This is a genomic window from Halomonas sp. THAF12 (genome assembly GCF_009363675.1).
Taxonomy (GTDB): Bacteria; Pseudomonadota; Gammaproteobacteria; order Pseudomonadales; family Halomonadaceae; genus Halomonas; species Halomonas smyrnensis.
On sequence record NZ_CP045399.1, the window covers coordinates 3,355,653 to 3,376,399 of the forward strand.

Annotated in this window: 15 protein-coding genes and 1 rRNA gene; 5 read left to right on the forward strand and 11 right to left on the reverse strand. The window is 64.8% G+C overall.

The features are described 5' to 3' along the window. Positions 1 to 27: 27 nt before the first annotated feature. From FIU88_RS15535 to ilvC, 3 genes are all read right to left on the reverse strand, one after another. Positions 28 to 1,565 (reverse strand): 16S ribosomal RNA (locus FIU88_RS15535). 679 nt (positions 1,566 to 2,244) lie between these two features. Beyond that, complete coding sequence (gene pssA, locus FIU88_RS15540) at positions 2,245 to 3,078, reverse strand: CDP-diacylglycerol--serine O-phosphatidyltransferase (RefSeq protein ID WP_016856590.1); 834 nt, start codon at positions 3,076 to 3,078, stop codon at positions 2,245 to 2,247. A gap of 129 nt (positions 3,079 to 3,207) precedes the next feature. After that, positions 3,208 to 4,224, reverse strand: coding sequence for a ketol-acid reductoisomerase (gene ilvC / locus FIU88_RS15545; protein WP_016856589.1), 1,017 nt, complete (start codon positions 4,222 to 4,224; stop codon positions 3,208 to 3,210). Positions 4,225 to 4,415: 191 nt separating this feature from the next. Between ilvC and ilvY the strand changes: the two genes are divergently transcribed. Next, positions 4,416 to 5,306 (forward strand): HTH-type transcriptional activator IlvY, encoded by an 891-nt coding sequence (gene ilvY, locus FIU88_RS15550; RefSeq protein WP_016856588.1) that lies wholly within the window; start codon positions 4,416 to 4,418, stop codon positions 5,304 to 5,306. A 68-nt stretch (positions 5,307 to 5,374) separates the two neighbouring features. On the opposite strand, the gene ilvN is transcribed toward ilvY, so the two are convergent. Both ilvN and FIU88_RS15560 read right to left on the reverse strand, forming a co-directional pair. Beyond that, complete coding sequence (gene ilvN, locus FIU88_RS15555) at positions 5,375 to 5,866, reverse strand: acetolactate synthase small subunit (RefSeq protein ID WP_016856587.1); 492 nt, start codon at positions 5,864 to 5,866, stop codon at positions 5,375 to 5,377. Continuing rightward, on the reverse strand, positions 5,866 to 7,590 hold the full coding sequence (locus FIU88_RS15560) for an acetolactate synthase 3 large subunit (protein WP_152479798.1): 1,725 nt from the start codon (positions 7,588 to 7,590) through the stop codon (positions 5,866 to 5,868). Before FIU88_RS15560 ends, ilvN begins: the two co-directional genes overlap by 1 nt. A 579-nt stretch (positions 7,591 to 8,169) precedes the next feature. Between FIU88_RS15560 and FIU88_RS15565 the strand changes: the two genes are divergently transcribed. Continuing rightward, the gene (locus FIU88_RS15565) at positions 8,170 to 9,543 is read left to right on the forward strand and encodes a sugar porter family MFS transporter (protein WP_152479799.1); all 1,374 of its coding nucleotides are present in this window, start codon (positions 8,170 to 8,172) and stop codon (positions 9,541 to 9,543) included. 97 nt (positions 9,544 to 9,640) lie between these two features. Here the strand turns inward: FIU88_RS15565 and clpB are convergent, their stop codons facing one another. The 3 genes from clpB to rluD all read right to left on the reverse strand — a co-directional run bounded on the left by clpB (position 9,641) and on the right by rluD (position 14,115). Continuing rightward, positions 9,641 to 12,223, reverse strand: a complete 2,583-nt coding sequence (clpB, locus tag FIU88_RS15570) for an ATP-dependent chaperone ClpB (protein ID WP_152479800.1) — start codon at positions 12,221 to 12,223, stop codon at positions 9,641 to 9,643. A gap of 166 nt (positions 12,224 to 12,389) precedes the next feature. Then, entirely contained in the window at positions 12,390 to 13,145 is a 756-nt protein-coding gene (pgeF, locus tag FIU88_RS15575) for a peptidoglycan editing factor PgeF (protein WP_016856583.1), read from the reverse strand. 10 nt (positions 13,146 to 13,155) lie between these two features. Then, positions 13,156 to 14,115, reverse strand: a complete 960-nt coding sequence (gene rluD / locus FIU88_RS15580) for a 23S rRNA pseudouridine(1911/1915/1917) synthase RluD (protein WP_152479801.1) — start codon at positions 14,113 to 14,115, stop codon at positions 13,156 to 13,158. 150 nt (positions 14,116 to 14,265) lie between these two features. Between rluD and FIU88_RS15585 the strand changes: the two genes are divergently transcribed. Then, positions 14,266 to 15,078, forward strand: a complete 813-nt coding sequence (locus tag FIU88_RS15585; RefSeq protein WP_016856581.1) for an outer membrane protein assembly factor BamD — start codon at positions 14,266 to 14,268, stop codon at positions 15,076 to 15,078. Positions 15,079 to 15,182: 104 nt separating this feature from the next. Here the strand turns inward: FIU88_RS15585 and FIU88_RS15590 are convergent, their stop codons facing one another. After that, positions 15,183 to 16,814 (reverse strand): NAD+ synthase, encoded by a 1,632-nt coding sequence (locus tag FIU88_RS15590; RefSeq protein ID WP_152479802.1) that lies wholly within the window; start codon positions 16,812 to 16,814, stop codon positions 15,183 to 15,185. A gap of 99 nt (positions 16,815 to 16,913) precedes the next feature. On the opposite strand from FIU88_RS15590, the gene FIU88_RS15595 reads away from it, so the two are divergent. After that, the gene (locus FIU88_RS15595) at positions 16,914 to 17,171 is read left to right on the forward strand and encodes a PP0621 family protein (protein WP_152479803.1); all 258 of its coding nucleotides are present in this window, start codon (positions 16,914 to 16,916) and stop codon (positions 17,169 to 17,171) included. 61 nt (positions 17,172 to 17,232) lie between these two features. On the opposite strand, the gene thiO is transcribed toward FIU88_RS15595, so the two are convergent. After that, a complete protein-coding gene (gene thiO, locus FIU88_RS15600) occupies positions 17,233 to 18,339 on the reverse strand; it encodes a glycine oxidase ThiO (RefSeq protein WP_152479804.1) in 1,107 nt (368 codons plus the stop codon). Between the two features lie 96 nt (positions 18,340 to 18,435). Here thiO and FIU88_RS15605 point away from each other — a divergent pair, with 96 nt between their 5' ends. Further along, positions 18,436 to 19,011 carry a GspH/FimT family pseudopilin gene (locus tag FIU88_RS15605; protein ID WP_152479805.1) on the forward strand — a complete coding sequence of 192 codons (576 nt, stop codon included), beginning with the start codon at positions 18,436 to 18,438 and terminating at the stop codon, positions 19,009 to 19,011. Between the two features lie 16 nt (positions 19,012 to 19,027). Here FIU88_RS15605 and FIU88_RS15610 read toward each other — a convergent pair whose 3' ends face one another. Further along, positions 19,028 to 20,731 (reverse strand): PilX N-terminal domain-containing pilus assembly protein, encoded by a 1,704-nt coding sequence (locus FIU88_RS15610; protein WP_152479806.1) that lies wholly within the window; start codon positions 20,729 to 20,731, stop codon positions 19,028 to 19,030. Between the last annotated feature and the right edge of the window lie 16 nt (positions 20,732 to 20,747).

Genomic DNA, 20,747 nt, shown 5'->3' on the forward strand with positions numbered 1-20,747 from the left:
TTGCCGGGTGGCGGTGACGTCGTCGATTAAGGAGGTGATCCAGCCGCAGGTTCCCCTACGGCTACCTTGTTACGACTTCACCCCAGTCATGAACCACACCGTGGTGATCGCCCTCCGAAGTTAGGCTAACCACTTCTGGTGCAGTCCACTCCCATGGTGTGACGGGCGGTGTGTACAAGGCCCGGGAACGTATTCACCGTGCCATTCTGATGCACGATTACTAGCGATTCCGACTTCACGGAGTCGAGTTGCAGACTCCGATCCGGACTGAGACCGGCTTTATGAGATTAGCTCCCCCTCGCGGGATTGCAGCCCATTGTACCGGCCATTGTAGCACGTGTGTAGCCCTACTCGTAAGGGCCATGATGACCTGACGTCGTCCCCACCTTCCTCCGGTTTGTCACCGGCAGTCTCCCTAGAGTTCCCGACCGAATCGCTGGCAAATAGGGACAAGGGTTGCGCTCGTTACGGGACTTAACCCAACATTTCACAACACGAGCTGACGACGGCCATGCAGCACCTGTCTGAGCGTTCCCGAAGGCACCAATCCATCTCTGGAAAGTTCGCTCGATGTCAAGAGTAGGTAAGGTTCTTCGCGTTGCATCGAATTAAACCACATGCTCCACCGCTTGTGCGGGCCCCCGTCAATTCATTTGAGTTTTAACCTTGCGGCCGTACTCCCCAGGCGGTCGACTTATCGCGTTAACTGCGCCACAAAGGTCTCGAGGACCCCAACGGCTAGTCGACATCGTTTACGGCGTGGACTACCAGGGTATCTAATCCTGTTTGCTACCCACGCTTTCGCACCTCAGCGTCAGTGTCAGTCCAGAAGGCCGCCTTCGCCACTGGTATTCCTCCCGATCTCTACGCATTTCACCGCTACACCGGGAATTCTACCTTCCTCTCCTGCACTCTAGCCTGACAGTTCCGGATGCCGTTCCCAGGTTGAGCCCGGGGCTTTCACAACCGGCTTATCAAGCCGCCTACGCGCGCTTTACGCCCAGTAATTCCGATTAACGCTTGCACCCTCCGTATTACCGCGGCTGCTGGCACGGAGTTAGCCGGTGCTTCTTCTGCGAGTGATGTCCTTCTTGCGGGGTATTAACCCACAAGCGTTCTTCCTCGCTGAAAGTGCTTTACAACCCGAAGGCCTTCTTCACACACGCGGCATGGCTGGATCAGGCTTTCGCCCATTGTCCAATATTCCCCACTGCTGCCTCCCGTAGGAGTTCGGGCCGTGTCTCAGTCCCGATGTGGCTGATCATCCTCTCAGACCAGCTACGGATCGCGGCCTTGGTGAGCCATTACCTCACCAACTAGCTAATCCGACATAGGCTCATCCGATAGCGCAAGGTCCGAAGATCCCCTGCTTTCCCCCTTGGGGCGTATGCGGTATTAGCTTGAGTTTCCTCAAGTTATCCCCCACTACCGGGCAGATTCCTATGCATTACTCACCCGTCCGCCGCTCGACGCCTCCTAGCAAGCTAGGATCGTTTCCGCTCGACTTGCATGTGTTAGGCCTGCCGCCAGCGTTCAATCTGAGCCATGATCAAACTCTTCAGTTAAAAGTCTGATAGTTCCTAAGGTGGAACCAAACCTGGCTCAAGATTCAAACGTCTCTTTGACGAGTCGCTTGTCTTGATATCTAGTGACTGGTCACCGACATCCCGACAAGCGCCCACATGAATTATCTGATCGATTGTTAAAGAGCCGCTCGACTCAATAAGGAGAAGAGCATCTTGCGTTCCCGGCCGCTTGGCCAGTGCCTCGCAAGGAAGGCGTATTCTACGTGATCGGCGCGTCGTGTCAACCGGTGATCTTCAAGCTCTCGAGAGAGCGAAGCGGATGACCGAGCGTGCGACTTCAACGACTGAAGCGACATCCGATCGAGCCCTCAGCGGGCTACCGTAGCGAGTGGCGGGCATTTTACCGATTCCGCTGACCTTGTCAATCGAGCGCTTCCGGCAACCGCCGAAAAACTTCAAGAAAAACAAGCGCTTCTGCCACTCATCACCGCCTGCAACGTTGCCCGTCGCCGGCAGCGGATGCGTACTTTACGGATTCTCCCGGGGCGACGCAAGGACTATTTGCCAGAATCGTGACGACGGGATGAACAAGGCGTGACATCCATCCGCAGAAAACTATCCACACCTGCTCGACCACCTGTGGATAGCTCGGAGCCGGCGCCCGGAGACAACAACGCCCGCACGAGGCGGGCGTCATGGCCGGCAAGGATAACGCGATTCAGCCCTTGGCGCCGCCCTTCATCTTGCGCAGCAGGGCCATCACCGGGCCGGAAACAACATAGGCCCCGAACAGCAGCAGCAGCATCACGGACGGCTCGATGGAGATGACCACGAAGCCGAGCACGATGGCCAGCAGCACCACGAAGGGCACCGGCCCCTTGAGGTCGACGTCCTTGAAGCTGTAGTAACGAACGTTGCTGACCATCAGCACGCCGGCGGCGCCGACCAGGAACAGCATCAGCAGCTTGAAGCCGAAGGCATCGGCGTCGAAGCTGTGGAAGGTCCAGACGCTGGCGGCGACCACCGCCGCGGCGGAGGGACTCGGCAGACCGATGAACCAGCGCTTGTCGACGCTGCCGATCTGCACGTTGAAGCGCGCCAGGCGCAGCGCGGCACAGGCCACATAGAGGAAGGCCACCACCCAGCCGGTCTTGCCCACGTCCTGCAGGATCCAGGTGAAGGCCACCAGCCCGGGGGCCACGCCGAAGGACAGCATGTCGGACAGCGAGTCGAACTCGGCGCCGAAGGCGCTCTGGGTATTGGTCAGGCGCGCCACCCGGCCGTCCAGGCCGTCGAGCACCATGGCGATGAAGATGGCGATGGAGGCCGAGGTGAAGTCGCCGTTGATGGCGGCGACCACGGCGAAGAAGCCGGAAAACAGTGCCGAAGTCGTGAACAGATTGGGCAGCAGGTAGATCCCCTTGCGGCGGACCTTCTTGCCATCCTCCAGCGCTTCCTCGACGACCTCCGACTCACGCAGGAAGGTCTTGGCCAGATCATCGTCGTCGTGTGACGGGGTCTGCGGCTCGTGATTGCTGGGATCCTGGCTCATGGTGTCATCCGTTGCGACTGAGGTTGGGTCCATTCTACACATAGAGCCCGGCGAGACTCATTGCCCGTAAACGCAAACGAGGGCGCGGTTTCCCGCGCCCTCGTTTCGGCTGCTATCGATGTCGTCCGATCAGTTCTTGGACTTGTCGACCAGCTGGTTGGCGGCGATCCACGGCATCATGCCGCGCAGCTTCTCGCCGACCTGCTCGATCGGATGCTCGGCGTTCAGGCGGCGACGCGCGGTCATCGACGGGTAGTTGGTCTCACCCTCGTTGATGAACATCTTGGCGTACTCGCCGGTCTGGATGCGCTTGAGGGCGTTGCGCATGGCTTCGCGAGACTGGTCGTTGATGACCTCGCCGCCGGTGACGTACTCGCCATACTCCGCGTTGTTGGAGATGGAGTAGTTCATGTTGGCGATGCCGCCCTCGTACATCAGGTCGACGATCAGCTTGAGCTCGTGCAGGCACTCGAAGTAGGCCATTTCCGGGGCGTAGCCCGCCTCGGTCAGGGTCTCGAAGCCGGCCTTGACCAGCTCGACCGCGCCGCCGCACAGCACCGCCTGCTCGCCGAACAGGTCGGTCTCGGTCTCGTCACGGAAGCTGGTCTCGATGATGCCGGTACGGCCGCCGCCGACGCCCGCCGCATAGGACAGCGCGAGTTCCTTGGCGCTGCCGGTGGCGTCCTGATGGATGGCGATCAGGTCGGGGATGCCGCCGCCCTTGACGAACTCGGAGCGCACGGTGTGGCCCGGGGCCTTCGGCGCGATCATGATCACGTCGAGGTCGGCGCGCGGCACGATCTGGTTGTAGTGGATGTTGAAGCCGTGAGCGAAGGCCAGGGTCGCGCCCTGCTTCAGGTTCGGCTCGATCTGCTGCTCGTAGATGGCCTTCTGGTTCTCGTCCGGCGCCAGCACCATCACCACGTCGGCGGCCTTGGAGGCCTCTTCGACGGAAGCGACCTTGAGACCGGCGGCCTCGGCCTTGGCGGCGGAGGAGGAACCTTCACGCAGCGCGACGACGACGTCGACACCGGACTCCTTCAGGTTGTTGGCGTGGGCGTGGCCCTGGGAGCCGTAACCCACGATGGCCACCTGCTTGCCCTGGATGAGGGAGAGATCGCAGTCCTTGTCGTAATAAACGCGCATGTGAGGCTCCTGAAAACGAGGGTGAGAAAGAGGTGTCAGCGTTGATGGCCACCCGCGCCGTCTTGTCGCGGCGCTGGGCGTCAGGCCCGGGTCTGTATGCCCGTTCGATGCATCGACTGTACGCCAGGCATTTCGTTGCGTAAAACGCTATATTTGCAACGACATATCCCGAAAAGTGAAATATCGGCCTCATGGACATGCGCCCCCTGAAACACTTCCTCGCCCTGGCCGACACCCTGCACTTCGGCCGCGCCAGCGAGGCCTGCCACGTCAGCCCCTCCACCCTCTCGCGCTCGATCCGCCAGCTGGAGGAGAGCCTCGGCGTGCGCCTGTTCGAGCGCGACAACCGTCACGTGACGCTGACCCGCCAGGGTCATCAGTTCCACGACTATGCCCGCGATGCCCTGGAGGAGTGGGAACGGCTACGCCAGTCGATGATGAGCGAGGCCCAGGCGCTGACCGGGGAGATCAGCATCTACTGCTCGGTGACCGCCAGCTATAGCTTCCTCTACGACCTGCTCAGCGAGTTTCGCACCCGCCATCCGGGCATCGAGCTCAAGCTGCATACCGGCGATCCCGCCCAGTCGATGCCCCGGGTGCTGGCCGGCAACGAGGACATGGCGATCACCCTGAGGCCACGGCGGCTGCCCGAGGCCCTGGCCTTCAAGTCGCTGACCCGCTCGTCGCTGATGTTCATCGCCCCCAAGGATCCTCAGCCGTGGATCCCGGCCACCCCGGAGGCGGCCAGCCCCGACCAGTGGCGGGACGTGCCGATGATCCTCTCGGAATCGGGGCTGTCACGGGAGGTCAGCGACACCTGGTTCCGGGCGCTGGGCATCAAGCCGCGTATCTACGCCCAGGTCTCCGGCCACGAGGCCATCGTCAGCATGGTCAGCCTGGGCTTCGGCGTCGGCGTGGTGCCGGGCATCGTGCTGGAGGCGAGCCCGCTGGCCGAGCGGGTCCGGGTACTGCCGGTGAAGCCGGAGCTGCCCCACTACGACGTCGGGCTGTGCGTGCTCAACCGCCGGCTGAAGAGCCCGCTGATCCACGCCCTGTGGGCCGAGGTCGAGGAGCACGGCTGACGCTCCCCCCAGACACGAGAAAGCCGCCCCGGAGGGCGGCTTCTTCGATCGGGCGGATCACGACGTGATTACAGCGACAGGACCTTGTCGCCGCGGGCGATCCCCGACACCCCGGTGCGCGCCACCTCGAGCAGCCCCACCGGGGACATCGCCTCGAGGAAGGCATCCAGCTTGCTGGCGTCGCCGGTGATCTGGACGGTGTACTGGCTCGGCGTCACGTCGACGATCTGCGCGCGGAAGATGTCCACCGTGCGCTTCACCTCGTCCCGCGCCGCGCCCAGCGCCTTGACCTTGACCAGCATCAGCTCGCGCTCGATGTGGCTACCCTCGGTCAGGTCCACCAGCTTGACCACGTCCACCAGCTTGTTGAGGTGCTTGGTGATCTGCTCGATCACCCGGTCGTCGCCGATGGTGGTCACGGTCAGACGCGACAGGGTCTCGTCCTCGGTGGGGGCCACGTTGAGGGTTTCGATGTTGAAGTTGCGCTGGGAAAACAGCCCCACCACGCGAGACAGGGCGCCCGGTTCGTTTTCCATCAGAATCGAGATGATATGGCGCATCAGGTCCGCTCCGTCTTGGAAAGCAGCATGTCACGCATGGAGCCCAGAGGCACCTGCATCGGATAGACGTGCTCGTGGGGGTCCACGGCGACGTCGAGGAACACCAGCTCGTCGTTGTCGGCGAAGGTCTTCTCCAACGCCGACTCGAGTTCCTCTTTCGTCCGCACCTTCAGGGCGGTGAAGCCATAGGACTCGATCAGTTTCTGGAAATCGGGCAGCGACTCCATGTAGGAATGCGCATGGCGGGACTTGTAGTTCAGGTCCTGCCACTGGCGCACCATGCCGAGCGAGGCATTGTTGAGGTTGATGATCTTCACCCCACCACCGAACTGCTTACAGGTGGAGAGCTCCTGCATCATCATCTGGAAGCTGCCCTCACCGGTGAAGCAGACCACCTGCTCGTCGGGGAAGTTCTGCTTGATGCCCATGGCCGCCGGGAAGCCGAAGCCCATGGTGCCGAGCCCGCCGGAGGTGACGAAGCGGTTGGGCTTGTCGAACTTGTAGTACTGGGCGGCGAACATCTGGTGCTGCCCCACGTCGGTGGTCACGTAGGCCTGGCCGCGGGTCGCGCGACACACCGCCTCGATGACTTCCTGGGGCTTGAGCACCTCGCCCTCGGCGGACGGCTCGTAGAGCTTGCCGCGGCGCTCCTCGCGCCAGCCGTCGATGCTCTGCCACCACTCGGTGAGCGCCTCGGGGCTGGCGATCTCGCGGCCCTGCAGCAGGCTGATCATCTCGTTGATCACGCTGCCGGCCGGCCCCACGATCGGCACGTCGGCGCGCACCGTCTTGGAGATCGAGCTCGGGTCGATATCGACGTGGACGATCTTGGCCGTGGGGCAGAACTTGGAGGTGTTGTTGGTCACCCGGTCATCGAAGCGCGCCCCGATGGCGATGATCAGGTCGGCATGGTGCATGGCCATGTTGGACTCGTAGGAGCCATGCATGCCCAGCCAGCCGAGGCACTGGTCGTCGCTCTGCGGGAAGGCGCCGATGCCCATCAGGGTGGTGGTGATCGGGAAGCCCAGCCGCTTGACCAGGTCGGTCAGCCCCTCGCTGGCCTCGCCGGTCACCACGCCGCCGCCGGTGTAGAAGACCGGACGGCGCGCCTTGAGCATCAGGTCCACGGCCTTCTTGATCTGGCCGGTGTGGCCGCGCGTCACCGGGTTGTAGGAGCGCAGCTTGACCTTCTTCGGATAGACGTACTCGTAGCGTTCGGTGGGCGCGGTCATGTCCTTGGGAATGTCCACCACCACCGGGCCGGGACGCCCGCTCGCGGCCAGGTAGTAGGCCTTCTTGAGGACTTCCGGAATCTCGCTCGGGTGCTTGATCGAGAAGCTGTGCTTCACGATCGGCCGGGTCACCCCGACGATGTCGGTCTCCTGGAAGGCGTCGTCGCCGATCAGGTGGCTCATCACCTGGCCGCACAGCACCACCATCGGGATCGAGTCCATGTAGGCGGTGGCGATGCCGGTGACGGCGTTGGTCGCCCCGGGCCCGGAGGTCACCAGCACCGTGCCGGGCTTGCCGGAGGCTCGGGCGTAGCCGTCGGCGGCATGGGTGGCGGCCTGTTCGTGGCGCACCAGGATGTGCTTGACCTTGTCCTGGCGGAACAGGGCGTCATAGATGTGTAGCGCAGCGCCGCCGGGATAGCCGTAGATGTATTCGACGCCCTCGTCTTGCAGGAAGCGGGCGATCATGTCCGCGCCGGAAAGCAGTTCCACAGATGTTTCTCCCCTGGAGGTCTCGAGTGCGATCCGCGCCCTCGTCGGGCACGGGGTCGAGTGCGGCGGTATGCCGCTGCCGGTCTCGCCGGCACCTGATGCCAAACCCTGGCGTATTGAGGCCCGGTTAGGGCCAGCACTCTAATCACGGCGGATCACCGCGTCGGGGCGTTGGCCAGGCCGGGCGGTTAGCCCGGACCCGGAAGTCCTTCGGCGGGTAGAGGCCCTTCGGCCTACCCTTCGCACGGAAATCGGGGATCGCCCGCTGGAGTCCGCGCCCGATAATCAGGAAGGGTCAAGATTCCAATAGCGTCCGAAAAGTGTCAACCGCCGCCCGCACCGGCAGACGCCGATCGGCGCGTTTCGGCGTTTTCGCGCCCCGCCCCTCGCCGCCACTTAAGACGAAAGTCTAAAACTCCCGACTCGCGACCGCCCGACGTTGCTGCTTTAATGACGCCAGCTGACACGATTCACCTTTATCGAGTGCCCTCCCGTTTCCTCGTCATGCCGGCGAGGCGGCGCTCGCCAGGTGAATCGATTCACCTTCATTCGGAACACCGCTTCACCGAGGAGACGCACATGTTACGCATCGTGCAGTGGTCCATCACCGTGGCCCTGGCCGGCTTCCTGTTCGGCTTCGACACCGCGGTCATCTCGGGCGCCGACCAGCCCATCCAGGCGCTCTGGGGGCTCAGCGACCTCCAGCACGGCCTGCTGATCATGTCCATGGCCCTGTGGGGCACCGTGATCGGCGCCATCGGCGGCAACTGGCCGACCGACCGCCTGGGCCGCCGCGCCACCCTGCTGCTGATCGGCATGCTCTACCTGGTGTCCGCGGTCGGCTCGGCGCTGGCCACCGATCCCTACTGGTTCTCGCTGTTCCGCCTGCTGGGCGGCATCGGCGTCGGCATCTCCTCGGTGGCCGCCCCGACCTACATCTCCGAGATCGCCCCGGCCAAGCACCGCGGCACCCTGGTCGCGCTGTACCAGTTCAACGTGGTGTTCGGCATCCTGATGGCCTTCATCTCCAACTACGTGGTGGGCGGGCTGTTCGAGACCAACGCCTGGCGCTGGATGCTCGGCATCGAGATCGTGCCGGCGCTGCTCTACACCCTGCTGATCAGCCGGGTGCCGCGCAGCCCGCGCTGGCTGATCCTGCATCGCGGCGACACCCAGGGCGCCCGCGAGGTGCTGCTGCGCCTCGATCCCGACGCCGACGTCGACGCCCAGATCGCCGAGATCCAGGCCGCCGAGGACAGCGAGGAGCGCGCCCACGCCGGCTTCTTCTCCGGCCGCTACCGGCTGCCGATCCTGCTGGCCTTCCTGATCGCCTTCTTCAACCAGCTCTCGGGCATCAACTTCATCATCTACTACGCCCCGCGGGTGCTCGAGGCCGCCGAGCTCGGCGCCAACACCGCCCTGCTCTCCACCGCCGGCATCGGCCTGGTCAACCTGGTGTTCACCATGCTCGGCATGGCGCTGATCGATCGTCTGGGGCGCCGCACCCTGCTCTACATCGGCTCGGCCGGCTATCTTTTCTCGCTGGCGCTGATCTCGCGCGCCTTCTTCAGCGGCGAGCTCGGCGGGCTGGACGTGCCGCTGCTGCTGGGCCTGTTCATCGCCGCCCACGCCATGAGCCAGGGCGCGATCATCTGGGTGTTCATCTCCGAGGTGTTCCCCAACCATGTGCGCGCCCGCGGCCAGTCCTTCGGCAGCTCGGTGCACTGGGTATGCGCGGCGCTGATCGCGCTGCTGATGCCCTGGGTGCTCGGCAGCTTCAGCGGCGGCCCGGTGTTCGCCTTCTTCGCCGTGATGATGGCGCTGCAGCTGGTGTTCGTGATGTTCCTGATGCCGGAGACCAAGGGCGTCTCCCTCGAGGAGCTGCAGAAGCGCCTGGTGCGCGAACCGCAGGGCAAGCGCGAGGCCTCGAGCGTCGCCGCCCAGCGCGGCTGACACGACGCCGCCGTCCCGCCGTCGAACCGACGGCCCGGAAACGAAAACCGCCCGCGCCTTTCGGCGCGGGCGGTCTCGTTTCCTGGCGAGGAACGCCTCAGCTCTGGAACACCAGGCGGTCGCCCTCGGCCTCGACGCGGATGACATCGCCCGGCGAGAACGCGCCGGCCAGCAGGTCCTGGGCCAGCGGGTTCTCGAGCCGGTTCTGGATCGCCCGCTTGAGCGGCCGCGCGCCGAACACCGGATCGAAGCCGACCTCGGCCAGCTGCGCCATGGCCGCATCGGAGACCTCGAGCGACAGGTCGTGCTCGGCCAGCCGCCCGCGCAGGCGCTCGAGCTGGATGGCGGCGATGGCCTGGATCTGCTCCTGGCGCAGGGCGTGGAACACCACCACCTCGTCGATGCGGTTGATCAGCTCGGGGCGGAAGTGGGTGCCGACCACGTCCATCACCGCGGACTTCATCTGCTGGTAGCCGCCGTCGTCGCCCCCCATGCCCTGGATGATCTCGGAGCCCAGGTTGGAGGTCATCACGATCACGGTGTTGCGGAAGTCCACCGTGCGGCCCTGCCCGTCGGTCAGGCGGCCGTCCTCGAGCACCTGCAGCAGGATGTTGAAGACGTCGGCATGGGCCTTCTCGACCTCGTCGAGCAGCAGCACCGAGTAGGGCTTGCGGCGCACCGCCTCGGTCAGATAGCCGCCCTCCTCGTAGCCGACGTAGCCCGGGGGCGCGCCGATCAACCGGGCCACGGAGTGCTTCTCCATGAACTCGGACATGTCGATGCGCACCATGGCCTCCTCGGTGTCGAACAAAAAGCCGGCCAGCGACTTGCACAGCTCGGTCTTGCCCACCCCGGTCGGGCCGAGGAACAGGAAGGAGTCGTTGGGGCGGTTGGGGTCGGCGAGCCCGGCCCTTGAGCGGCGCACGGCGTTGGCCACCGCGGTGACCGCCTCGTCCTGGCCGATGACCCGCTCGTGCAGCGCCTCCTCCATGCGCAGCAGCTTGTCGCGCTCGCCCTCGAGCATCTTGGACACCGGGATGCCGGTCCAGCGCGACACCACCTCGGCGATCTCCTCCTCGGTGACGTTGGAGCGCAGCAGCTGATGCTTGGCGGTATCGGCCTCGGCGTCGCTGGACTCGGCGATCTTCTGCTCGAGCTCGGGGATCACCCCGTACTGCAGCTCGGACATCCGCCCCAGGTCGCCCTGACGGCGGGCCTGCTCGAGGTCGATGCGGGCGCGGTCGAGCTCGTCCTTGAACTGGGCCGCGCCCTGGATGCTGGCCTTCTCGGCCTTCCAGATCTCGTCGAGGTCGGCGTACTCGCGCTCGAGCTCCTCGATCTGCTCCTCGAGGCCGTCGAGGCGCTTCTTGGAGGCCTCATCGGTCTCCTTCTTGAGGTGTTCACGCTCCATCTTGAGCTGGATCAGCCGGCGGTCGAGGCGGTCCATCTGCTCGGGCTTGGAGTCGAGCTCCATGCGGATCCGCGAGCAGGCCTCGTCGATCAGGTCGATGGCCTTGTCGGGCAGCTGGCGATCGGTGATGTAGCGGGTCGACAGCTTGGCCGCGGCGATGATGGCGCCGTCGGTGATGTCGACGCCGTGGTGCACCTCGTAGCGCTCCTTGAGGCCGCGCAGGATGGCCACGGTGTCTTCCTCACTCGGCTCGTCGACCAGCACCTTCTGGAAGCGGCGCTCCAGGGCGGCGTCCTTCTCGATGTGCTGGCGATACTCGTCGAGGGTGGTGGCACCCACGCAGTGCAGCTCGCCGCGCGCCAGCGCCGGCTTGAGCATGTTGCCGGCGTCCATGGCGCCCTCGGCCTTGCCGGCGCCGACCATGGTGTGCAGCTCGTCGATGAACAGGATGATCCGGCCCTCCTCCTGGGCCAGCTCCTTGAGCACCGACTTGAGGCGTTCCTCGAACTCGCCGCGGAACTTGGCCCCGGCCAGCAGCGCGCCCATGTCCAGCGACAGCACGCGCTTGTCCTTGAGGCCCTCGGGCACCTCGCCGTCGACGATGCGCTGGGCCAGGCCCTCGACGATGGCGGTCTTGCCCACGCCGGGCTCGCCGATCAACACCGGGTTGTTCTTGGTCCGGCGCTGCAGCACCTGCACGGTGCGGCGGATCTCGTCGTCGCGGCCGATCACCGGATCGAGCTTGCCGCTGGCCGCCCGCTCGGTGAGGTCCAGGGTGTACTTCTCCAGCGCCTCGCGGCTCTCCTCGGCGTTGGGATCGCTGACCTTCTCGCCGCCGCGCACGTCGTCGATGGCGGTCTCCAGCGCCCTGCGGCTCAGTCCGGCCTGGCCGAGCAGCTTGCTCACCGCGTGGCGCATCTCCAGCGCGGCCAGCAGCACCAGTTCGCTGGCGATGTACTGGTCGCCACGCTTCTGGGCCTCGCGGTCGGTGAGGTTGAACAGCTTCATCAGGTCGCGGGACGGCTGCACCTCGCCGTCGAAGTCGCCGACCCTGGGCAGGTCGTCGAGGTGGCCGACCAGGCCGTCGCGCAACCGCGCGGCGTCGGCGCCGGCCTTCTGCACCAGCGCCTTGACGCCGGTGTCGGTGGCATCGAGCAGCGCCAGCAGCAGGTGCCCGGGCTCGAGCTGGTTATGGCCGTGGCCCACGGCCAGCGACTGGGCGTCGGCCACGGCGTTCTGCAGCTTGGCGGTGAACTTGTCGATTCGCATGGAATGTCCTCCGTCGGGGTAGCGACGCGATTCGGACGCGCCGCCTGTCCCAATGTCATGGGTCTTGACATCTTAAGTGGCGTCAGGATGGCCGGCTTTCAAGTCGGCCGCCGGAGGAAACGCCGGAGGATTGATATGGGTCAAGCTCGCGCCCGGCGAGGCCGAGCTAGCGCAGCCAGATCATGCTGGCCATGCGGCCGGTGGCGCCGTCGTCGCGGCGGTAGGAATAGAAGCGGGATTCGCAGGAGGTGCAGAAGTGGCCGCCGCTGATGTGGGCGAGCCCCAGGCGTTCCAGTCGCAGGCGCGCCAGCTTGTACAGGTCGGCCATGTAGTGGCCCAGCCGATAGGGGCTCGGCACGAAGGCCTCGGCGGCATCGGGCTGCACGGCGACGAAGGCCTCGCGCACCTCGCGGCCGACCTCGAACTGAGCGTTGGAGATCGCCGGCCCCAGCCACGCCATCAGCGACTCGGGCGGCACGCCCATGGCGGCCACCGTGGCCTCGAGCACGCCGCCGGCCAGGCCGCGCCAGCCGGCGTGGGCCACGCCGACCCGCTGGCCGTCGCGGTCGCAGAAGAACACCGGCAGGCAGTCGGCGGTCAGCACCACGCAGGCGTGGCCACGGTCGAGGGCCACCGAGGCGTCGGCCTCGGGCGGGGTCTCGAGATATTCCGACTGCACCCGGGCGCCGTGGACCTGATCGAGCCACAGCAGCGGCCGGTCGTCGCCGACCTCCTTCTGCAGCTGGCGGCGGCACAGCGCCACGTGGGCGGAGTTGTCGCCGACGTGCTGGGCCGGATTGAAGGCGGCGAAGCGCCCCTGGCTGGGCCCGGTCTCGCGCGTGGTGACGCAGGCCGCCACCGAGGGCGGCGCCGGCCAGTCGGGGCGGATCAGGGTCGGGCGCAGGTCGAGGGCATCGCTCATCGCGGTTTCCTTAGCGGCGGGTCTCGCGGTCTTCGCGCAGGAAGTCCAGCAGCATCAGCATGTCATCCGGCAGGGCCGCGCGAAAGGTCAGCGTCTCGCCGCTGGTCGGATGCACGAAGGCCAGCTTGCGGGCGTGCAGCGCCTGGCGCGGAAACTCGCGCAGCACCTCCTTGAGCGTCTCGCCGGCACCGGCCGGCAGCTTGAGGCGCCCGCCGTAGACCGGATCGCCGATCAGCGGATAGCGCAGGTGCGCCAGGTGCACGCGGATCTGGTGGGTGCGGCCGGTCTCCAGCTTGCAGCGCACGTGGGTATGGGCGCGGAAGCGCTCGACCACCCGGTAGTGCGTCACCGCCGGCTTGCCGGAGGCGGTCACCGCCTGGCGCTTGCGGTCCTTGGGGTGGCGACCGATGGCCGCGTCCACCTTGCCGCCGGAGGTCATCACCCCGACCGACACGGCGTCGTACTCGCGGGACACGGTGCGCGCCTGGAGCTGTTCCACCAGCGCGGTCTGGGCGCCCAGGGTCTTGGCCACCACCATCAGCCCGCTGGTGTCCTTGTCCAGGCGATGCACGATGCCGGCCCGCGGCACCGCGGCCAGCTCGGGGCAGTGATGCAGCAGGCCGTTGAGCAGGGTGCCGTCGGGATTGCCGGCGGCCGGGTGCACCACCAGGCCGGGCGGCTTGTCGATCACCATCACCTCGTCGTCCTCGTACACCACGTCGAGCGGGATGTCCTCGGGCTCGAAGCGGGAATCGTCCTCGACGGTGGCGGTCAGCGCCACGGCCTCGCCGCCGTAGACCTTGTCACGGGGCTTGGCGGGGCGGCCGTCCAGGGTCAGCGCGCCCTCCTTGATCCAGGCCTTGAGGCGTTCCCGGGAGAAGTCGGAGAAGAGGTCGGCGGCGGCCTGGTCGAGGCGCAGGCCGGCCATGTGCTCGGGGACGCGGTGCTGGGCTTCGAAGGTCTGGGACATGGACTCGATGATCATCCGTCTGGGCGGTGGAGCGCTCCGCGGCAGCGCGCTCGGCGCGGTGACTGCGTTTTGCCACGAGGTGCTTTATAGTGGGCGAATTCGGGCCGATTCTAGCACGGCCACCCAGGGTTGTTTGACACGAGGATCACGATGCGCGTTATCACGACCGGACCCCGCCTGGCCGTCATGCTGCTGGCGAGTGCCCTGCTGGCCGGCTGTGCCAGCACCGCCGACGAGCAGGAAGCGCCTGACCTGCAGGAACGCCAGCTGTACGACGAGGGTCGCTCGGCCCTGGAGGGCGGACGCTACACCACCGCCATCAACCGGCTCGAAGCCATCGACACCCGCTTCCCGTTCGGCGACACCGCCGAGCAGGCGCAGCTGGAACTGGTCTACGCCTACTACCAGACCGACGACTGGGAGCAGGCCCGGGCCGCGGCCAGCCGCTTCATCCGCCTGCACCCGGATCATCCCCAGGTCGACTACGCCTACTACCTGCGGGGCCTCTCCGCCTGGCAGGCCGGGCGCTTCAGCCTCGAGGGGCTGCGCCTGATCGACATCTCCAAGCGCGACCTGGGCGCCAGCCGCGACGCCTACTCCGACTTCCGCGAGCTGGTCCAGCGCTTCCCCGACAGCCAGTACGCGCCGGACGCCCAGCAGCGCATCGTCTACCTGCGCAACCTGCTGGCCCGCCACGAGCTGCAGGTGGCCGACTTCTACCTGCGCAAGGGCGCCTACCTGGCGGCCGTCGAGCGTGGCCGCTGGGTCATCGAGCGCTATCCCGAGGCGCAGGCCACCCGCGACGCCCTGGCGACCATGGTCGAGGGCTATCTGGGCCTCGACATGACCGAGCGGGCCCGCGAGACCCTGCGCGTGCTGATCGACAACGCCCCGGATCACGAGCGCCTCGACGGCCGCACCTTCGATCCGCAGTACGTCGAGGCGGACCCGATCACCGCCTGACCGGTTCGCGCGGACGATAAAAAGCAAAAAAGCGGCGCTGCCTCCGGGCAGCGCCGCTTTTTCATGTCGCCTTCATGCGGGCCGCCGCCCGAGGGCGGCGGGCCTCACTCGCCGGGCTGCCAGCCGTTGACGATCGGATAGCGACGGTCGCGACCGAAGCCGCGGCGGGTGACGCGCACGCCCACCGGCGCCTGGCGACGCTTGTACTCGCAGCGGTCGACCAGCTTCACCACCCTGTAGACGTCGTCGCGCTCGAAGCCGGCGTCGATGATCGCCTCGGCGCTCATGTCGCCCTCAATGTAGCGCACCAGGATGGCGTCCAGGACGTCGTAGTCCGGCAGCGAATCGCTGTCCTGCTGGTCCGGCGCCAGCTCGGCGGACGGCGGACGCTCGATGACCCGCTCGGGGATCGCCGGCGCCTGGGTGTTGCGCCAGCGCGCCAGGCGGTAGACCCAGGTCTTGTAGACGTCCTTGATGGCGTTGTAGCCGCCGACCATGTCGCCGTAGAGCGTGGCGTAGCCGACCGCCATCTCGCTCTTGTTGCCGGTGGTCAGCACCATCAGGCCCTTCTTGTTGGAGATCGCCATCAGCAGCACGCCGCGGCAGCGCGACTGCAGGTTCTCCTCGGTGGTGTCCCGCTCGGTGCCGGCGAAGCTCTCGGCCAGGGTCGACATGAAGGACTCGACCATGGGCTCGATCGGCATCACCTCGTAGTCGACGCCGAGCAGCTCGGCCTGCTCGGCGGCGTCCTGCTTGGAGATGTCGGCGGTGTAGTGGTACGGCATCATCACCGCATGCACGCGCTGCGGGCCCAGCGCGTCCACCGCGATGGCCAGCGACAGCGCCGAGTCGATGCCGCCGGAAAGACCCAGCACCACGCCCTTGAAGCCGCTCTTGTTGACGTAGTCGCGCAGCCCGGTGACCAGCGCGCAGTACAGGTCCTCCTCGGGCTCGACCGACTCGTCGATCTCGCCGGCCTGGGGCACCCAGCGCTCCTGCTCGCGCACGAACTGCACCGGCATCAGGCCGACCGCCCAGTGCGGCGCCTGAACGCGCAGCTGGCCGTCGGCGTCGACGCAGGCCGAGCCGCCGTCGAACACCAGCTCGTCCTGGCCGCCGATCTGGTTGACGTAGACCACCGGCAGCGACACCTCGCGGGCGCGCTGCTCGAGCAGCGCCAGGCGCTCGGCGGGCTTGTCCTGATGGAAGGGCGAGGCGTTGAGGGTGACCAGGATCTCGGCGCCGGCGTCTCGCGCCTGCTGCACCGGCGCCTCGGCCCAGATGTCCTCGCAGATCAGGATGCCGAGCCTGGCGCCCTTGTGCTCGATCACCAGCGGCCGGGTGCCGACCGCGAAGTAGCGCTGCTCGTCGAACACCTGGTAGTTGGGCAGCGCCTGCTTGGCGTATTCGTCGAGCCACTCGCCATTGTAGAGCACGCCGGCCAGGTTCCAGGTCTGCCCCTCGCGGCGCCCGGGATAGCCGACGATCACCATCACGTCGCGGGACATCTTCTCGGCCATGCGGGCGCGGGCCTCGCGCAGCCGCGTCTCCATGGAGGGGCGCAGCAGCAGATCCTCCGGCGGGTAACCGGTCAGGAACAGCTCGGGCAGCACCACGATGTCGGCACCATGCTCGATGCGCGCCTCGCGAACCGTCTCGATGGCCCGGTCGGTGTTGCCGGGAATGTCCCCGACCAGGGGGTCCAGCTGAGCCATCACCAGCGTCAGGTCTTGCATGGGCGTAGAAATCTCTCGAGAATCCTTGGATACCTGCATTGTCCCGCAAGGGCGGTCGAGTGGCAAAGGCGGCCGATACGCTACAGGGAGCGCTTAAGGATGAATCTCTTGCTGATCCGCCTGATCATCTTCGCCGTGCTGTTCTTCGCCGGCCTCAAGCTCTATCGCATGTACCGCGAATGGAAACTCGACCGCGAGGACGCCGAGCAGGCGAGCCATCAGGGCGGGCAGATGGTCCGCTGCGCCTGGTGCCAGGTGCACCTGCCGGAAAACGATGCCCTGCGCGAGAAGGGCGAATGGTTCTGCTCCGCCGACCACCGCGACAAGTATCTGGAGGAGCGCCGGCGCGAGGACTGAGGCCAAAAGCGCCAAGCGCCAAGCGCCAAGCGCCAAGCAGGATGCTGCCAGGCGCTCCGACCTAGCGGGCGATGTCGGCCACCCGGCCGGCCAGGCGATACGGCACCGGATCGAGGATCGGCTCGCGCCCCAGCAGCTCGTCGACCAGCAGGTGTGTCGAGGCCGGCGCCAGGACCAGGCCATTGCGATAGTGGCCGGCGTTGACGTAGAGCCCCTCCCGCCCCGGCACCGCCCCGATGAACGGCACGCCGTCCGGCGAGCCCGGACGCAGCCCCGCCCAGTGATGCTCCACCTCGCACTCGGCCAGCGCCGGCACGATGCCGATCGCCGACGCGCGCAACGAGGCCTTGGCCTCGGCGTCCGTGGTCTTGTCGAAGCCGGCCTCCTCGAGGGTCGAGCCGGCCAGCACCCGGCCGTCGGCCCGCGGAATCACATAGCGACCGTCCATCAGCACCACGCGATTCACCAGCCCCGGCGGCGCCTTGAACAGGATCATCTGCCCCTTCACCGGACGCACCGGCAGCCCCACCCCGACCCGCTCGAGCAGTGCCGCCGCCCAGGCGCCGCCGCAGACGATCGTGCGATCGCCCTCGACGGTGCCGTCCGCGGTCTCGACGCCCGTGACGCGCCCCGCCGACTGCCGGAAGCCCGTGACCTCGCTGCCTTCGCGCAGCGTGACGCGAGGCATCGCCTCGAGCCGGCAGCGCAGCGCCTGACCCAGACGAGGATTGCGGATGCTGCCCAGGGTCGGCATCCACAGCGCGTCTTCGAACCCCGGGGCGGCCTGCGGCTCCTTGGCATAGAGAAAATCGGCCGACACCCGCTCCAGCGGCTTGCCCACCTCCCGTGCCCAGCGCTCGGCCTGGGCCTCGTCATCGACCCGCAGGTAGAGCAGCCCCCTCTGGCGATATTCCGGGTCGACGCCGGTTTCCTCGAAGAGCCGCAGGGCCAACTCTGGATAGAACCCCTCCGACCAGGTGGCGAGGCGCGAGACGGGCGCCGAATAGCGCCAGGGATACAGCGGCGAGACGATGCCGCCGCCGGCCCAGGAGGCCTCGCGGCCGCAGCGGCCGCGCTCGAGAAGGGTCACCGAATGGCCGGCATCGGCCAGTTGCAGGGTCGTCATCATGCCGATGACGCCACCGCCCACGACGAGAAAATCGCTCACGAGGCGTGTCCGTGTTGACTGACAGAGAGAGTTCGGCGCCCGGCCGATAGTAAAGGGAGTCTCCAGGAACCATGGGAATGTCCCCGGGAGAACGACATGCAACCCGGCGCCGCCGAAGAGCAACACCTTACCGAGAAGCCAAGCGGCTTGGCAAAGCCCGTGGGCAAGGGCTTTACCCTGATCGAGCTGCTGGTGACCCTCGCCGTGATCGTGATCATGGTCACCGTAGCCGTGCCCGGCTTTCAGCGCTTTTCCGCACGCAACGAGGTCGCCGCCGAGGTGATGAGGATCAAGAGCGCGCTGGCGATGGCGCGTAATACTGCGATCACGAGGAGAAAGACGATCTCGGTCTGCGCAAGTCCGAATCCTCCTGACGCGAACTGCACCTTGGATGATTGGAGCCACGACTGGGTGATCGTGGAAGGGCGCGCCACCGGCGGTGACTTGAGCGATAGTACCGTGTTGCGGGTGTTGCCCTCACCCGGCGATGCCGAGATCAGCTTCAGCCGCAGTGATCGGCCCGTGCGGTATGGAGCCTTGGGAAAAGCCAGTGGACATAATGGCACTTTCGACATATGCGGAGAAAAGGAAAAAAGCGCCCATGTTGTTGTGAGCAACTTTGGCAGGGTCCGGACCTGCACCCAAGAAAGCCGATGCTTCGAAGAAAAATAAAAATTAAACTAAATCATTAGCGCCAGCTATCCAACCTTTTCACCGTTCCCCCTTGCGCCATGGAGACCTCCTTGAGAGCCTCATCGAAATGTATATCCCCCGACCCCCGCATATCAATCCGCCCCGCTCTGACAGCACCAAATATTGAACCACTCCCGGTAATTACAACATCTGTCTTAGGAGCAACAATATCCACAAAAGAGCTATTGGCACCACTAACAGTCACACCGGCACTATTGGGCCCACCTCCGTACCCGTCATAAGAACTATATATTGAAACAGCGGCCCGCTTTTCACCACCATCTACGTCCCTAACAAACGCGCTAGAGCTCAAGAGATTTGATCCTCCCCCCAGCTTTGCTCTTCCTGTGACCAAGATAGCAAGTGTCGCGCCTTCATCAACAACTAATTGGGTATTATTGCCAAGATCAAAATCTCCATCAACCACCATGGTCACATCACCTTTAACCAGCAACTGCCTCAACCTTCCACCAGTAGTGACATCTTGATCAATTCTCAGATAAGTTCTTTCCCCATCCTCACCCAGCTGTGTGACAGAAGCATCCTGCTTACCTGAACCTCCAGAAAAAGAAAAACCTCCTCGTTTCGTAGAATAACAATGCCCACAGCCTTGCTGATCGAACCAAGATGAAGCGCTCAAAATTTCGGGGTTACCCCAGGCATCATCGAACAGCTCTCCTGGGCCTCCGCCTTGAGCAGTTACTCCAACGGTGTCGCAGACATCAGAAGCTTCATAGACCGAAGGAATCGAGAGATCTTCATATTCATGATACCCCTCAGCTATTTCCATCTTGGCATCATTCCACTTCCACCAGCCAGGGTATGAAACACTTCCAGACGCATTAATAGAGGAAGGAGGATTCCCCGTCGACTCAACTACAACATCGCCTCCAGCCGTCACATCACCTTCCATTGTTGAGGCGGAACCGAATGTAACCCCACCCCCAGCGACCAAATCACCATAAATACGTCCATTCATATAGACATCACCATCAGCCGCCACTCTCCCATAAATAGGAGTACCACCTCTCAAGGAAATATCCCCAGGAATTTCCACCTTTCCATATATTGGAGAGTTACCACTCAACACCAGTGTTGCCCCTTCTGATATGGCCTTCACCACTGCCTCTTGCCGCCGACCATTCATAAATGACTGACCATCGACATTGACATTTTCTCCATAGCCTCCGAAATTGGAGTTATAGCTATCGATTTGGGGCCCGCCGCCAAGGCTTATCGCTTCACAGCCGACAATACCTTTCTCATCCCTCTCCGCACCATCACCCACAACCCTTGCGACTACCGGAGAGCTAGTAGCAAAACCACTCCCCAAAATACTACCCATTGCTACAATATATCGCTCTCCCCCAGCAACCTCGACGTATTGATAAAAACAAGAAACAGAACCTTTACAGCCGCCATCACTGCCCGCCTTTATATCAGCCCAAGTCAGTTCTTCTACTGTATTTCCAGAGAAATCAGCGATAGGCGACCACATAGGGTCAGCACCATCACTTATAGGCTTCCATCCTTGAGAAAGGGCTTCTTCAGCGGCCATCTGCGCTTGTGCAGCCGCCTTATAGTTTCCCGCCAGGCGTTCTTCTATCATGGATGACTGCATGCTGGTCAACCCTAGCATCAGGGAAGCTGTCAACATGGAAAGAACAACGATCAGCGCTGCGCCTTTTTGCTTTTCCATACGCACGCCCTCAGCA

Coding starts and splice junctions, on each gene's coding strand:
- pssA (WP_016856590.1), bottom strand. CDS start 3,078: ATGAGCCAGGATCCCAGCAATCACGAGCCGCAGACCCCGTCACACGAC.
- ilvC (WP_016856589.1), bottom strand. CDS start 4,224: ATGCGCGTTTATTACGACAAGGACTGCGATCTCTCCCTCATCCAGGGC.
- ilvY (WP_016856588.1), top strand. CDS start 4,416: ATGGACATGCGCCCCCTGAAACACTTCCTCGCCCTGGCCGACACCCTG.
- ilvN (WP_016856587.1), bottom strand. CDS start 5,866: ATGCGCCATATCATCTCGATTCTGATGGAAAACGAACCGGGCGCCCTG.
- FIU88_RS15565 (WP_152479799.1), top strand. CDS start 8,170: ATGTTACGCATCGTGCAGTGGTCCATCACCGTGGCCCTGGCCGGCTTC.
- clpB (WP_152479800.1), bottom strand. CDS start 12,223: ATGCGAATCGACAAGTTCACCGCCAAGCTGCAGAACGCCGTGGCCGAC.
- pgeF (WP_016856583.1), bottom strand. CDS start 13,145: ATGAGCGATGCCCTCGACCTGCGCCCGACCCTGATCCGCCCCGACTGG.
- rluD (WP_152479801.1), bottom strand. CDS start 14,115: ATGTCCCAGACCTTCGAAGCCCAGCACCGCGTCCCCGAGCACATGGCC.
- FIU88_RS15585 (WP_016856581.1), top strand. CDS start 14,266: ATGCGCGTTATCACGACCGGACCCCGCCTGGCCGTCATGCTGCTGGCG.
- FIU88_RS15590 (WP_152479802.1), bottom strand. CDS start 16,814: ATGCAAGACCTGACGCTGGTGATGGCTCAGCTGGACCCCCTGGTCGGG.
- FIU88_RS15595 (WP_152479803.1), top strand. CDS start 16,914: ATGAATCTCTTGCTGATCCGCCTGATCATCTTCGCCGTGCTGTTCTTC.
- FIU88_RS15605 (WP_152479805.1), top strand. CDS start 18,436: ATGCAACCCGGCGCCGCCGAAGAGCAACACCTTACCGAGAAGCCAAGC.
- FIU88_RS15610 (WP_152479806.1), bottom strand. CDS start 20,731: ATGGAAAAGCAAAAAGGCGCAGCGCTGATCGTTGTTCTTTCCATGTTG.